Annotated in this window: 12 protein-coding genes; 8 read left to right on the top strand and 4 right to left on the bottom strand. The window is 71.8% G+C overall.

What is annotated here, in order from left to right; all coding sequences use genetic code 11:
- Positions 1–66 precede the first annotated feature (66 nt).
- Positions 67–1608, bottom strand: a complete 1542-nt coding sequence (locus ACXKZF_RS14405) for a molybdopterin-dependent oxidoreductase (protein ID WP_488984647.1) — start codon at positions 1606–1608, stop codon at positions 67–69.
- A 114-nt stretch (positions 1609–1722) separates the two neighbouring features.
- On the opposite strand from ACXKZF_RS14405, the gene ACXKZF_RS14400 reads away from it, so the two are divergent.
- Positions 1723–3027: an alpha/beta fold hydrolase gene (locus tag ACXKZF_RS14400; RefSeq protein WP_488984646.1), complete on the top strand. Its 1305-nt coding sequence runs from the start codon at positions 1723–1725 to the stop codon at positions 3025–3027.
- Positions 3028–3070: 43 nt separating this feature from the next.
- On the opposite strand, the gene ACXKZF_RS14395 is transcribed toward ACXKZF_RS14400, so the two are convergent.
- Positions 3071–3430 (bottom strand): hypothetical protein, encoded by a 360-nt coding sequence (locus ACXKZF_RS14395; RefSeq protein ID WP_488984645.1) that lies wholly within the window; start codon positions 3428–3430, stop codon positions 3071–3073.
- Positions 3431–3681: 251 nt separating this feature from the next.
- On the opposite strand from ACXKZF_RS14395, the gene ACXKZF_RS14390 reads away from it, so the two are divergent.
- The 4 genes from ACXKZF_RS14390 (at position 3682) to ACXKZF_RS14375 (ending at position 8186) form a co-directional block, all read left to right on the top strand.
- Positions 3682–4728: an acyl-CoA dehydrogenase gene (locus ACXKZF_RS14390; RefSeq protein ID WP_488984644.1), complete on the top strand. Its 1047-nt coding sequence runs from the start codon at positions 3682–3684 to the stop codon at positions 4726–4728.
- Positions 4722–6203: a PIG-L deacetylase family protein gene (locus tag ACXKZF_RS14385; protein ID WP_488984643.1), complete on the top strand. Its 1482-nt coding sequence runs from the start codon at positions 4722–4724 to the stop codon at positions 6201–6203. The genes ACXKZF_RS14390 and ACXKZF_RS14385 overlap by 7 nt, the downstream gene beginning before the upstream one ends.
- Positions 6200–6919, top strand: a complete 720-nt coding sequence (locus ACXKZF_RS14380) for a glycosyltransferase family 2 protein (RefSeq protein WP_488984642.1) — start codon at positions 6200–6202, stop codon at positions 6917–6919. The genes ACXKZF_RS14385 and ACXKZF_RS14380 overlap by 4 nt, the downstream gene beginning before the upstream one ends.
- A gap of 85 nt (positions 6920–7004) precedes the next feature.
- Positions 7005–8186, top strand: a complete 1182-nt coding sequence (locus tag ACXKZF_RS14375) for a zinc-dependent alcohol dehydrogenase (protein WP_488984641.1) — start codon at positions 7005–7007, stop codon at positions 8184–8186.
- Between the two features lie 133 nt (positions 8187–8319).
- Here the strand turns inward: ACXKZF_RS14375 and ACXKZF_RS14370 are convergent, their stop codons facing one another.
- Entirely contained in the window at positions 8320–9543 is a 1224-nt protein-coding gene (locus ACXKZF_RS14370; protein WP_488984640.1) for an ATP-grasp domain-containing protein, read from the bottom strand.
- Between the two features lie 117 nt (positions 9544–9660).
- On the opposite strand from ACXKZF_RS14370, the gene ACXKZF_RS14365 reads away from it, so the two are divergent.
- The 3 genes from ACXKZF_RS14365 to ACXKZF_RS14355 are packed head-to-tail and all read left to right on the top strand — an operon-like array spanning position 9661 to position 13210.
- Positions 9661–11442, top strand: a complete 1782-nt coding sequence (locus tag ACXKZF_RS14365; RefSeq protein ID WP_055951560.1) for a circularly permuted type 2 ATP-grasp protein — start codon at positions 9661–9663, stop codon at positions 11440–11442.
- The gene (locus ACXKZF_RS14360) at positions 11436–12368 is read left to right on the top strand and encodes an alpha-E domain-containing protein (RefSeq protein WP_055951557.1); all 933 of its coding nucleotides are present in this window, start codon (positions 11436–11438) and stop codon (positions 12366–12368) included. Before ACXKZF_RS14365 ends, ACXKZF_RS14360 begins: the two co-directional genes overlap by 7 nt.
- Positions 12365–13210 carry a transglutaminase family protein gene (locus ACXKZF_RS14355; RefSeq protein WP_055951554.1) on the top strand — a complete coding sequence of 282 codons (846 nt, stop codon included), beginning with the start codon at positions 12365–12367 and terminating at the stop codon, positions 13208–13210. Before ACXKZF_RS14360 ends, ACXKZF_RS14355 begins: the two co-directional genes overlap by 4 nt.
- Positions 13211–13217: 7 nt before the next feature.
- On the opposite strand, the gene ACXKZF_RS14350 is transcribed toward ACXKZF_RS14355, so the two are convergent.
- A complete protein-coding gene (locus ACXKZF_RS14350) occupies positions 13218–13838 on the bottom strand; it encodes a TetR/AcrR family transcriptional regulator (protein ID WP_488984639.1) in 621 nt (206 codons plus the stop codon).
- Positions 13839–13912: the final 74 nt, after the last annotated feature.

Here is a 13912-nt window from a genome sequence, read left to right as displayed (position 1 = left end):
GAATCTGTCGCTTTCGTCCACGCTCGGCGGCAGAAGCTGACCCCTCACGCCTCGGCACGGCGACGGTCAGGCCACCGTCACCGTGAGTTCGTCCCACCCCGTCGCGCCGTCGGGGGCGGGCGGCGCCGGCACGTCGGTCTGCGTCTGACCGTCGGCCGAGATCGCGCGGCAGCGTACGGTGTGCGAGCCGCTCGTCGCTTCCCACGCCACGCTCCACTGCACCCAGGTGTCGGCCGAGATCGCCGACGCGAGGGTCGCCGGTAGCCACGGCCCGTCGTCGATCTGCACCTCGACCCCGGACACGCCCACGTGGGTCTGCCAGGCGACGCCCGCGATGACGGCGGTGCCCGCCTCGACGCGGGCGCCGGCTCGCGGGACGTCGATGCGCGACTGGAGTTTCACAGGGCCGCGCTCCGACCAGCCGCGCGAGGTCCAGTACCCCTCGGCCCGGTCGTAGCGGGTGACCTCGAGCTCGGTGACCCACTTGGTGGCCGAGACGTAGCCGTACAGGCCCGGCACGACCATGCGCACCGGGAAGCCGTGCTCGATCGGCAGGGGCTCGCCGTTCATGCCGATGGCCAGGAGCGCGTCGCGGTCGTCGGTGAGTGCTTCGAGCGGACTGGATGCCGTGAACCCGTCGATCGAGCGCGACAGCACCATGTCGGCCTCGGCGGTCGGACGTGCGCGGGCCAGAACCTCCCGCAGCGGCACGCCGAGCCAGCGGGCGGTGCCGATGAGCGATCCGCCGACCTCGTTCGACACGCACACGAGGGTGGCGACCGTCTCCTTCGGTGACATCGCGATCAGGTCGTCCCAGCGCAGCACGACCTCCTGTTCGACGAGTCCGTGCACGCGCAGCGTCCACGTCGCCGGGTCGACCTGGGGCACGACGAGCGCGGTGTCGATGCGGTAGAAATCGGCTGAGGGGGTGATGACCGGCGAGAGGCCGTCGATGCCGAGTTCCGCCGCCGCGGGAACGGCCGTCGTGGTCGTCGGCGTCGGAAGGCGCAGGGCCGCGCGTACGGCGCTCACCGCGCGGGCGCCGGAGCTCAGCGCGAACGAGCCGGCGGCGGCGAGCGCCCCGGCCGCGACCGCGATGCCCGAGAGGGCGAGCACACTCCGACGGGTCATGCCCTCGTCGGCCGCGAGTCCGGAGCGCGGCCCTCGACGCAGGCGCCCGATGAGCCACGCCGTCGCCGCCGAGGCCGCGCCGGCCGCGACGATCGAGGGCACGGGCGACAGCATGCCCGCGTCGGAGCGGGTCAGCGCCACGATCGCCCCCACGACACCCAGTGCGCCGAGGACGACGCGCCCCCACGGGGGCCGGTGCCACTCGAGCACTCCGGCCGCACCGGCGACCGCGAGCAGCAGCACCGCGATGCCGACGAGGAGCGCCGCCTTGTCGCCGGTGCCGAAGAGGCTGATGGCGAGGTTCTTCGCCCACGCGGGGGCGATGTCGATCATGCCGCCGCCGATGACCGCGAATGGACTCGCGGTGGGAGCGACGATGGCTGCGACGAGTTCGCCGAGCCCGGCGCCGAGGGCGGTCGCGCCGATCGCGGCGACGGCGGCAGGCAGGTCGCGGGTTCGAACGGAGGCGGAGGGCACGAACGGAGCCTATGGATGCCGGGCCCCACCGGGGCCGTCCGCGTCCGAACTCACAGCCAACCGGAACCCCGTGCCTCGCGCCCTCGCCAGCCTGCACGCGAGTAGCGTGCTGGCATGCCCGAGAGCCTGCGGTCGATCCGCCGCCCCGCGGCCGGAGGGGCGCCGGCGTTCGACCTGAGGTACGTGCGCACAGGTCCGCGGGAGGCGACGCCCGTGCTGGTCATCCCGGGCGGCCCGGGGCTGGCGTCGGTGCTGCCGTACCGGGGTCTCCGGCGGTGGGCGGCGAGCGGCGGGCTCGATCTCGTGATGATCGAGCACCGCGGTGTCGGCCGCTCGCGTCACGATCTCGACGGCCGACCCCTGCCGCCTGACGCGATGCGCATCACCGCGGTGCTCGACGACATCGTGGCCGTCCTCGACGCCGAGGGCATCGACCGCGCGGTGATCGTCGGCTCCTCGTACGGCAGCTACCTGGCCATGGCGTTCGGCGCGCGGCATCCGGAGCGGGTGGCGTCCATGCTGCTCGACTCCGCGCTGCAGTCCACCCGCGATATCGGTGTCGAGCGGGCGCGCCTGCGGGAGTTGTTCTGGGATGCCGATGACGACATGGCCCGCGGTGTGAGGCGCCTCATCGCGGGGGGTGTCACTCCACGCGTCGTGCTCGACATCGTGCGCGCGGCGTACGAGCTGGGCGGGGCCGACCTGGTTCACCCGCTGCTGCGGCACCGTCCCGGCCTCACCTGGCGCGCGCTGGGCGCCTACGCCACGCGCGACGGCGGGCTCCCTCGGATCCCGGGCATCTACGAGTTCGATCTCGTCGGCACGATCGCGTTCCGCGAGCTGGGGTACGCCGGCACGCCCGATGGCCACCCGCTCGACCCGGCGCTGACGTATCTGCCGCTGGCACCCGGCTTCCCGGCGTTCGAGCGCGAGCCGTACGACCTCGTGGCAGCGGTGGGCGCCTTCGCCTTCCCGCTCGTGGTGCTCTCGGGTGACCGGGATCTGCGCACCCCTCCGGCGATCGCCGAGCGGGTGGCGGCGTCGGCCCCGGATGCCACCCTGGTCCGCATCCGCAATGGCCACAGCGCCCTCGACACCCACCCGCTGGCGCTGCTGAACGCCATCCGGCGGCTCGTGCGGGGGCAGCAGACGCGTCTCCCCGCAGACGAGGCGGCGCTCGACCGGTTGCCGCGGAAGGGACTGTCGGCGTCGTTCCCCGGGCTGCTCCTGCACGTCGCGCATCTCGACGCCCTGCTGCGCCGCCGCGTGCTGCCGCGTCGAGCCCGCTCGGGCGACGGGGTCGCTGACGCGTCACCCGGGCGTCGAGGCGCGACCGGCGGTCAGGCTGAGGGGAAAGTCGTCGCACCTCGAAGCCGACCTCGCGGCGGTGGCCATGACGGCCGCGAGAGCGAAGGCTGAGCGGGTCCTCGGCATCGCGGCTGAAGATGCCTCCGCCGCCTGATCAGGACGCGGCGTCCGCCTCGCGGAGCCTCACCAGGTGCTCCACCGACTTGGCCTGCAGGAACGCGCACAGGTCTGCGACGTTCCGGAGTTCGCGGCACAGGTCGTAGACCTCCTCCGGGGACAACTCCGTGACCTCGGGCTGAGCCTCGATCGTGACGCGCCAGTCCGGCTGCCCCACCGCGACGGCCTGCAGGTAGACGGATGTCGTCGCGTTGCGGAGGGGGTAGACCACGAGTCCGCTGTCGCGGCCGTCGACGGCCTCCTGGTCGGCGACATACGCCACCCCGCCGCCGTCGGCGCCACCGGCGGCGTGCTCATCGAGCCAGGCCTGCAACGTGTCTTTACTCCGGAACGGCACCGTCCGCACCCTCGGATCTTTCCGGCGGGTTCATTCCGCCGAATAGATCGTACGTCATCCCGGTCTCCGTCCAAGAGTGCCGCGATGACGGCGGGGATCGCCGCTGTCATCAGATGATCGGTTTCGCAGCCCGGCTCTCCATCCCGACGTGGGAACCGGCGGGCATCGCCGCTGGAATGGCACTCCTGTCCGGGACGGACCGCGGTGTCAAGGATCTGCACGAAAGACGCACGCGCGCGGATGCTGACGAGGTGACTGACGGCGACCATCTCGCATTCCCCCTGCTCGTGCCCGACGACACCCCCGGCCTCGGGAGCGTCCGTGTCGCCCTGGAGGGGGCGGACGCCATCGACGGCCTCGGTACGGATATCGCCGCCACCCTCGCATGGGCGGTGGACGTCGCCCGGCCGACCTCGGTCGCGGCGACCTGGGAGCTGCTCGCGTCGGTGGCGGCGCGCGATGTCGCCGCCGCCCGCGTGCTCGAGCCGCACCTCGACGCGCTCACCATCCTCGCTGAGGCCGCGGCGTCGGGCTTCGCGCTCGACCTCGACACGACCGGCACCTGGGGCGTCTTCGCCGCCGAGGGGCCGGGCACCCGACTCGAAGCGCGACACGACGCGGGCACCTGGACGCTGCACGGGACCAAGCCGTGGTGCTCGCTCGCCGCCGACCTCGACCGCGCACTCGTCACGGCCTGGATCGACGACGAGCGGCGGCAGCTCTTCGCGCTCGACCTGCGCGATGCGGCCGTGACCGCACACCAGGGCCCGTGGCACGCCCGCGGGCTGGACCGCGTCGTCAGCGCCCCGATCGACGTCGAGGGCGCCCCCGCCGTACCGGTGGGGGATGCCGGGTGGTATCTCCGCCGTCCCGGCTTCGCCCACGGCGGGGTGGGGGTCGCAGCCTGCTGGTGGGGCGGAGCGGCGCCCCTTCGCGTAGCGCTCGCCGACGCTGCCACCGGTGACAGCGCCGACCAGGTCTCTCGCGTGCACCTCGGCCGGGCTGACACGGCTCTGTGGGCCGCCCGCGCCGTGCTCGTCGAGACCGCGCGGCTGTTCGACGCCGGGGGCTCGGCATCCGAGGGGCTTCGTGCCGCCCGTGCGCGCACCGTCGTGGCCGACGCGGTCGAGACGACGATCTCCGAGGCCGCCCACGCCCTCGGCCCCCTGCCCCTCGTCGCCGACGAGGCGCACGCGCGACGGGTGGCCGACCTGCAGGTGTACGTGAGGCAGCATCACGGCGCGCGTGACCTGGCGAAGATCGGCGGCGACGTGGCACGGGGAGGGGGAGCATGGTGAGCTTCGACCACCGCGATCCGGGTACCGACGAAGGCGTCTGGACCGCCGCTCTACGGCGTGACCTCTCGTCGCTCGACCTCGATGTCGACCGTCTGATCGTCGTCGCCGCGCATCCCGACGACGAGACCCTCGGGGCGGCGGGCATCCTGGCCACGGCCGCCGTCCGCGGCATCCCGGTCGACCTCGTCGTCGTGACCGACGGCGAGGGGTCGCACCCCGGCTCGCCCACGCACTCGCCGGCGACGCTCGCGCTGCTGCGCCGTCGCGAGCTGCGCACCGCCGTGGAGACGCTCGGGCTCGACGCCGAACCGCTGTTCCTCGGCCTCCCCGACGGCGCAACCGACGAGTATCGGGATGCCGTCTCCGCCGCCCTCGGTGAGGCTCTCGACCGGGCCGGTTCCGACCGCGTGCTGGTGCTGTCGCCCTGGCGCGGAGACGGACACCGCGACCACCGCGTCGTCGGCGAGATCGTCGAGGAGGTGTGTGGGGCCCGCGGCGTGCGCTCGCGCGCGTTCCCGATCTGGTTGTGGCACTGGGGCGCACCCGGTGACGTGCCATGGGACGCCGTCGAGCGTCTCGTTCTCGACACGGGTGCTCGCGATGCCAAGACCCGCGCCCTCGACGCGCACGCCAGTCAGCTTCAGCCGTTGTCGCCGGCGCCCGGCGACGAGCCGATGGTGCACCCGCGCATGCGCGCGCATTTCGAGAGGGATGCCGAGGTGTTCTTCGCGCCGGAGCCGCGCGACCGTGCGGCCGCTCGCGCAGCGACGGAGCGCGCCGCGTCGTCGGACCAGCCGGCTCCCGCCGCGGCCGAGCCGGCTCCCGCCGCGGCCGAGCCCACGCCCGGCCCCGCCGAGCCCGCCCCGGACGCCACCGTCGGCCAGGCCTACTTCGACGACATCTACGCTCGGCACGACGATCCGTGGGGCTTCGATTCACGCTGGTACGAGGAGCGCAAGCGCGCCGCGCTGCTCGCCGCCCTGCCCCGGCGCCGGTACCGGGCCACCTTCGAGGCGGGCTGCTCGACCGGCGCGCTCACCGTGGAGCTGGCCCGTCGGAGCGACCGGGTGCTCGCCGTCGACCTCGCCGCCGCCGCCCTCGAACGGGCTCGCCGCCGGATGGCGACCAGCGCGAACGTCGAGCTGCGTCGCGGCACCCTCCCCGACGACTGGCCCGCGGGGGAGTTCGACCTGGTCGTGCTGTCGGAGGTGGCGTATTACTGGGCGGGCGCCGACCTGGATCGCGGGCTCGCCGCCGCCGTCGCGTCGCTCAGCGACGACGGTCAGCTCGTGGCCTGCCACTGGCGGCATCCGGTCGCGGAGTACCCCCGCAGTGGCGACAGCGTCCACGAGGCGCTCGCCGGTCGCCCCGACCTGGTGCGCCTCGTGCGCCACGAGGAGGAGGACTTCGTGCTCGAGGTGTTCGCGCGCCCGGGAGCGCGGTCGGTGGCGACCGAGGCCGGGCTCGCGTCGTGAGAGCGGTGGCGGTCGTCATCCCCGCGCATGACGAAGAAGCCCTGATCGGGCGGTGTTTGTCATCCGTGGCGAGAGCCGTGGCGCACGCGCGGGACGGCGCTCCCGATCTCGTCGCGGTCGTCGTCGTCGTGCTCGACGCGTGCACCGACGCCACCGAGCCGCAGGTGCGGCGGTGGCCGGTCGAGGTCGTCGAGATCAGCGCGCGCCGCGTCGGCGCCGCCCGCCGGACTGGCGTCGCGCACGCCTTGTCGACGCTGGACGCGAGCCCGCACGAGACCTGGATCGCGATGACGGATGCCGACACGGTCGTGCCCGTGGACTGGATCACCCATCAGCTCGACCTGGCGGATGCCGGCGTCGACGTGGTCCTCGGAACCGTACGCCCTGACTTCGCCGACCTCAGCGCGCGGCACGTCGCGTACTGGCGCGCCACCCACCATCGCGGACGCCCGCCCGGCAACGTGCACGGCGCCAATCTCGGCGTTCGGGCCAGCACCTACGCCGAGGCCGGTGGCATCCCGGATCTCTCCGCGCACGAAGACGTCGCTCTCGTGCGCGCGGCCCGGGCGATCGGAGCCCGTGAACGCGCGAGCGACGTGCACGAGGTCGAGACCTCGGGACGCCTCGCCGGGCGCACCCCCGCCGGATACGCCGCGTTCCTTGCGCGCGTGCACGCCTGGATCGACGCTCCGCCGGTCGCAGCGCCGGGGGCATGACGCACTCACCGGGGGCTCGTCAACCACCTCGGCGGGCCGCCGTGTCGGGGCGCACACTGGGCGTCCCCGGAACGAGAGGCACGACATGAAGGCACTGACCTGGCAGGGCAAGCGCAACGTGAGCGTCGAGGAGGTCCCGGACCCCGAGATCCTGGAACCCACCGACGCGATCGTCAAGATCACCTCGACCGCGATCTGCGGTTCCGACCTGCACCTGTACGAACTCTTCGGGCCCTTCATCGACAAGGGCGATGTGCTCGGCCACGAGCCGATGGGCGTCGTCGTCGAGGTGGGCTCGGCCGTGACCAATCTCGCCGTCGGCGACCGCGTCGTCGTGCCGTTCAACATCTCGTGCGGACACTGCTTCATGTGTCGCCGCGGGCTGCAGTCGCAGTGCGAGACCACCCAGGTGCGCGAGTACGGCAGCGGTGCGGCGCTCTTCGGCTACACCAAGCTCTACGGCCAGGTGCCCGGAGGTCAGGCCGAATACCTGCGCGTGCCGCTGGCCGACTACAACCACATCCGCGTAGGCGACGACCTCCCCGACGACCGCTATCTCTTCCTCAGCGACATCGTCCCCACGGCCTGGCAGGGCGTGAAGTACGCGAACGTCCCCGAGGGCGGCACGCTCGCGGTGATGGGCCTGGGTCCGGTCGGCCAGTTCGCGGCCCGCATCGGCGTGCACCTCGGCTACCGCGTGCTCGCGGTCGAGCCCGAGGCCGACCGCCGCGCGATGGTCGAGCGCCACGGCGTCCTCACCTACGACCTCACCGACACGGTGGTCGACGAGCTCCTCGACCTCACCGAGGGGCGCGGGGTCGACTCCGTGGTGGATGCCGTCGGCATGGAGGCCCACGGCAACGGCGGAATCAAGCTGGCGCAGGACGCGATCGGGCTGCTCCCCGACGCCCTCGCGCAGAAGCTCATGGACAAGGCCGGCCTCGACCGCCTCGCCGCCGTCTACTCCTCGATCGACCTTGTCCGTCGCGGTGGCACCGTCTCCCTCAGCGGTGTGTACGCCGGCGAGGCCGACGTGCTGCCGATGAAGACGATGTTCGACAAGCAGCTGAACTTCCGCATGGGCCAGTGCAACGTCAAGCGGTGGATCGACGATCTCCTGCCGCTCGTCGAGGACCCCGCCGACCCGCTCGGCGTCATGGACCTGGTCACCCACCACGCGCCGCTCGAAGACGCCCCCGGCCTGTACGAGACGTTCCAGAAGAAAGAAGACGGCTGCATCAAGGTCGTCCTGCGCCCCGGCGCCTGACGCTCGCCTCGCCGGCCCCGCGCGCGACGCGGAGCCGGCCATTGCCGTCGAGTGTCCAGGACACGCCGCACGCTCCGAGCCGGTGCGGCGTGTTCTGGACGCTCGCCACGGCGATGCGGGGGATGTCGCGGAGTCAGATGCGGCCGGCGTGCACGGCCTCGAGGGCCGCGGCATCCGTCTCGCTCATGCCCTCGATCGGCTCGCCGTTCCAGACGATGTCGTCGCCGAGGGCGGCGAGCACCTCTTTCCGGTCGCCGTGCGAGATCTTCGCGCCGTGCGCGATCGTGGCCGGGCTCCAGAGCATCGCAGCGTCGTCCCACCACCCGGCCCCGACATCGCGCACGTGGAGCAGGTCGTGCAGGGTCCTCGGCAGGTGCGACAGCGGCTCGGTGAACGCGTCGGCGATCACGGCGAGGGTGATCTGCCGCTCCGTACCGGGGACGGCGACCACCGGCTCGGCGAGCTCGCCCTGGATCGCCCTGGAGACGTCGTCGGCCTCGAGCAGGATGACGCCGTTGGTGGGGCGCGGATTGCACTCGATGATCTTGTAGTCGGGGACGGCATCGGAGCCGTGGTCGACGAAGTCGAACGAGATCTGGCCCGTGAAGCCGGGGTCGAGGGCGGCGACGAGCTGCTGCGTGTAGCGCAGGGTGTCGGTGCTGTCGACGGCGATGAACGCGATCGCGGTGGAGTGCGCCCACTGCTCGGCCGCCCGGTAGGTCGTGTGCGCCTGAACCGTGCCGTCGACCACCACGCTGTAGGTGCAGACCATGGGGCCGTCGACGAACGGCTGCACGAGCCACGGCTGCTCGGGCGTCGGGACGCAGTCCTCGACGGGCACCTTGCCCGCGAGCGGCCCCGTGTTGGTCAACAGGCCCACGCCGCCGCGCGAGAAGGCCGCGCGGGCGAAGTAGCGGGGGAAGCGGTCGATGGCGCCGCGCAGCTCGTCGGGCGAGGTGACGACGACCGTCTCGGGGATGGGCACGCCGGCATCCTGGGCGAGGCGCTGGAAGCTCGCCTTGTCGTGCAGGCGCGCGAGGTCGCCGAAGCTGCCGGCATACAGGCGCACCCCCTCGGGCAGGTCGGCCGCACGGGCGGCGAGGTAGAAGACCTCCTCGAAGGTCGGGATGACGACCTCGATGTCGTGCTCCTCGACGTAGGCGTTGACCGTCGCGATGAACGCGTCGGTCTCGAAACGCGGCGACGGGGTCGTCAGGTGGCCCGCGAGGAATCGCGAATGGCTGCCGACCGCTCCCTCGTACGTGTCGGCGGCGAAGACGGTGTGCCCCACGCTCCCGAGCTTGCGGATCAGATCCAGGGCGAAGGTGTTGCGGGAACTGGTGACGAGCACGCGCATGGAAGCACCCTTGATCGTGGCGGCGGACGTTGGCGTCACTCTATCCACACCCCCGACACCCCCAACATCGTGGTCCGGGAAACGTGTCGGCAACACGGTGCTGAGTAGAGTCTTCGCATGGGTGACCTCTTCGACGGTTACGGCTCCACGCTGGCGCCGCGCAAGACCGCATCCGGCATCCCGGCGTACGACGAGATGTTCGGTGCCCCGGCCACGGCCGGCGACGCCGCACCTTCTCGTGAGGCGTACCGGGAGCTGTACCAAGCGCTGGCGCAGATGACCCAGGAGGAGCTGCGCGGCCGCACCGAGTCTCTGGCGAGCTCGTACCTGGCGCAGGGCGTGACGTTCGACTTCGCGGGCGAGGAGCGACCGTTCCCCCTGGATGCCGTGCCCCGGGTCATCGCCTACGACGAGTGGTCGCGCATCGAGGCCGGCGTGAAGCAGCGCGTCCGGGCGCTCGAGGCTTTCCTCGACGACGCGTACGGCAATCAGCACTGCGTGCGCGACGGCATCCTGCCCGCCGGTCTGATCTCGTCGTCGCAGTACTTCTACCGTCAGGCCGCCGGCATCCGCAGCGCCAACGGCGTGCGCATCCAGGTGTCGGGCATCGACCTCATCCGCGACGAGCACGGCGAGATGCGCGTGCTCGAAGACAACGTGCGTGTGCCCTCCGGCGTCTCGTACGTGATCTCCAACCGCCGGGTGATGGCGCAGACGCTGCCCGAGCTGTTCGTGTCGATGCGCGTGCGTCCCGTGGGCGACTACCCGAACAAGCTGCTCGCGGCGCTGCGCGCCTCGGCCCCGCCCGGTATCGACGATCCGAACATCGTCGTGCTCACCCCGGGTGTCTACAACTCGGCCTACTTCGAGCACACGCTGCTCGCGCGCCTCATGGGCGTCGAGCTCGTCGAGGGCCGTGACCTGCTGAGCATCGGCGGCAAGGTGTTCATGCGCACCACCCGCGGCCCGCAGCGCGTCGACGTCATCTACCGCCGCGTCGACGACGACTTCCTCGACCCGCTGCAGTTCCGCGCCGACTCGATGCTCGGCGCTCCCGGTCTCATGCTGGCCGCGCGCCTCGGCAACGTCACGATCGCCAACGCCGTCGGCAACGGCGTGGCCGACGACAAGCTGCTCTACACCTACGTGCCCGAGCTGATCCGCTACTACCTCGCCGAGGAGCCGATCCTGAAGAACGTCGACACCTGGCGCCTCGAAGACCCGGGCGCGCTCGAGGAGGTGCTCGATCGCCTGCCGGAACTGGTCGTGAAGCCCGTCGACGGCTCCGGTGGCAAGGGGCTCGTCGTGGGCCCCGATGCCTCGCCCGCCGAGCTCGACGCGCTGCGCAAGCGGCTGAAGGCCGATCCGCGCGGCTGGATCGCCCAGCCGGTCGTGATGCTCTCGACCATCCCGACGCTGGTGGAAGACGGGATGCGGCCGCGTCACGCCGACCTGCGTCCGTTCGCCGTCAACGACGGCGACGACATCTGGGTGCTGCCCGGGGGCCTCACCCGCGTGGCGCTCCCCGAGGGCCAGCTCGTGGTCAACTCGAGCCAGGGCGGCGGGTCGAAGGACACCTGGGTCGTGGGTGGTTCGGCCCCCTCGCACGTCGAGTACGGCCAGGGCAGTGGCGTCTCGGGTCTGGTCGCCGACCAGGCGGCGGTCACCGAGTCCATCCCGATCATCTACGACGGTCAGCCCGCACCCGCCACCTCGCCGCGCGATCACCGCCCGGGTCGAGACCAGCAGGAGCAGCAGCAACAGGCGGAGGCGGGCGTGCAGCACGGCCCGCAGGCTGAGCAGCAGCAGCAGGCGCGGGAGCACCGGGCCCCCGACTCTTCGACGGGCGCGGGGTCCTCTGCCGCGGCCGACACAGGAGCGGAGGCCGCACCATGCTGAGCCGCATCGCAGAATCGCTGTTCTGGATCGGGCGCTACATCGAGCGCAGCGACGGCACGGCGCGCATCCTCGACGTGCACCTGCAACTCCTGCTGGAGGATCCCTGGATCGACGAGGACACCGCGTGCCGTTCGCTGCTGAGCGTGATGGGCTCGCCCTGGCCGGAGAACATCGACACCGTGCGCCGCGACGACGTGCTCGCCCGTCTCGCCGTCGACCGGATGAACCCGTCGAGCATCGCGTACTCGCTCACCGCGGCGCGCGAGAACGCCCGTCGCGCACGCGAGATCGTCTCCACCGAGCTCTGGGAGACCCTCAACACCACGAATTCCCGGATGCCGCGACGGTTGCAGACCGAGAAGGTGCACGAGTTCTTCCAGTGGACGCGCGAGCGTGCCGCCCTGGCCATCGGCATCGTCGACTCGTCCACCAACCGCGACGAGGCGTGGCAGTTCTTCACCCTCGGCCGCAGCATCGAGCGCACCGACATGACGGCGCGGTTGCTGGCCACGCGGTCGCTGACCGAGGTGTCGGGTCCGTCGTGGACCACGATCCTGCGTTCGTGCGGCGCCTATGAGGCGTACCTGCGCACGTACCGGGGGATGCCGAGCGCCCGCAACGCCGCGGAGTTCCTGCTGCTCGACCGCCTGTTCCCGCGCTCGATCATCTTCTCCATCCAGCGCGCGGAGGACTGCATGAGCGCGATCGATCCCCGCGCCGATCGCGTCGGCCACTCCAACACCGTGCTGCGCGCCCTCGGGCAGATCCGCAACGACCTCGAGTACCGGCCCATCAGCGAGATCCTGTCGGAGTTGCCCGAACACATGCAGCGCGTGCAGACGGTCACGCGAGAGGCGTCGGAGGCGATCCGCTCGCGGTTCTTCCCGACGCAGGCAGAGCCGAGCTGGATCGGGGAGATCTCGTGAAACGTCTTCGCATCGAGCACCAGACCGGGTTCATCTACCCGGGCGACGTCTCGGCGTCCTACAACGAGGCCCGGATGCTGCCGCACTCGACCGACAGCCAGTTCGTCCTGAGCTCGTCGCTCGACATCGAGCCGTCGACCTCGGTCAACCAGTACGTCGACTATTTCGGCACGCGGGTCGCGGCCTTCGACGTGCTGTCGCCGCACTCGGCGCTCACGATCACGGCGCGCTCGCTCATCGAGGTGCGTCCGCGTCCGATCGAGCACGCCGACATCACCTGGGAGCAGCTCGCCGCCGAGGCCGATCGATCCATCTCGACCGTCGAGCAACTCACGCAGACACGTCGCACGACCCCGCATCCCGAGGTCGCCGCGTTGGCGCGGTCCATCGCCGCGCAACACGAGCGTCCGGGTCCCGCGGCCCACGCCATCGCCGAAGCCGTCGGCGACGCCATCGACTACATGCAAGGCGTCACGGCCGTCACGTCGACGGCCATCGACGCGTGGGAGGCCCGCAAGGGCGTCTGCCAGGACATCGCGCACATCGCGATCGGGGCGCTCCGCGAGGTCGGTATCCCGGCCCGCTACGTCTCGGGCTACCTGCACCCGAAGCCCTCCGCCGCGGTCGGCGAGGCCGTGACGGGGGAGTCGCACGCGTGGGTGGAGTGGTTCGCCGGCGACTGGCAGGGCTTCGACCCCACGAACAACATCGAGATCGGCGACCGCCATGTGCTCGTGGGCCGCGGGCGCGACTACAACGACGTGCCGCCGCTCCGGGGCGTCTACGCGGGTCCCGGCCGCAGCAACCTCAAGGTGAAGGTGACGATCACGCGCGAGACCTGAGCCGAGCTCAGTCGGCCGCCGCCGCCCCCAGCAGCGTCTGGATCTCGCGGTGGAGGGCGGGGAGGTTCGCCTCCTCGCCGCGGTCGGCGCGGCGCGCCCACTCGTCGAGGGCGGTGCGCATCTCGAGGGCCGCGAGACCGATCGCCGCGCGCACATCGAGCTCGCTGACGCCGATGCGGGCGGCGATCTCGGGGACGAACAGGTCGGACGAGGTCGTCTCGCGGCGGATGGCGGCGCCGAGCAGCGTCGGTTCGTGACCGATCAAGCGCCGGACGCGAAGAAATCGCGTGCGCGCGTGTGCGTCGGCGTGCAGGCGGTCGAGTTCGCGGGCGAAGACTTCACGCAGTGCCTGAGTGAGGGCGGCGATGTCGTCGCCGTCGGTGCCGATCTCGGCGAACGCGGTGGCGAAGCGTCCGTCGTCGATGAAGACGGCATCCTCTTTCGTGCCCGCCAAGCGGAAGAAGGTGCGGGCCGAGACGCCCGCGCGAGCGGCGATCTCGTCGACGGTGGTGCGCGCGACGCCCTTCTCCTCGAACAGGTCGAGGGCGGCCTCGCAGATCTCCAGCGTCGTCTCGCGCCGCCGACGGTCGCGGAGCGCCTCTCCGACGGGTGCCGCTGCGGTCTCCATATCGGCTACAGTAGTCCATGTCTTATTGGCAGTCACTGCCACAATGTCACTCACTGCTCACCACCCGTTCAGAT

It is taken from the genome of Microbacterium sp. ABR10 (assembly GCF_057812175.1).
The sequence above is the reverse complement of the archived record's forward strand: the minus strand, read 5'-3'. Positions and strand labels throughout refer to the sequence as shown.

What these genes read in the sequence shown, in the direction of transcription:
- ACXKZF_RS14400 (WP_488984646.1), top strand. Translation starts at nt 1,723, where the DNA reads ATGCCCGAGAGCCTGCGGTCGATCCGCCGCCCCGCGGCCGGAGGGGCG.
- ACXKZF_RS14385 (WP_488984643.1), top strand. Translation starts at nt 4,722, where the DNA reads ATGGTGAGCTTCGACCACCGCGATCCGGGTACCGACGAAGGCGTCTGG.
- ACXKZF_RS14375 (WP_488984641.1), top strand. Translation starts at nt 7,005, where the DNA reads ATGAAGGCACTGACCTGGCAGGGCAAGCGCAACGTGAGCGTCGAGGAG.
- ACXKZF_RS14370 (WP_488984640.1), bottom strand. Translation starts at nt 9,543, where the DNA reads ATGCGCGTGCTCGTCACCAGTTCCCGCAACACCTTCGCCCTGGATCTG.
- ACXKZF_RS14365 (WP_055951560.1), top strand. Translation starts at nt 9,661, where the DNA reads ATGGGTGACCTCTTCGACGGTTACGGCTCCACGCTGGCGCCGCGCAAG.
- ACXKZF_RS14360 (WP_055951557.1), top strand. Translation starts at nt 11,436, where the DNA reads ATGCTGAGCCGCATCGCAGAATCGCTGTTCTGGATCGGGCGCTACATC.
- ACXKZF_RS14350 (WP_488984639.1), bottom strand. Translation starts at nt 13,838, where the DNA reads ATGGAGACCGCAGCGGCACCCGTCGGAGAGGCGCTCCGCGACCGTCGG.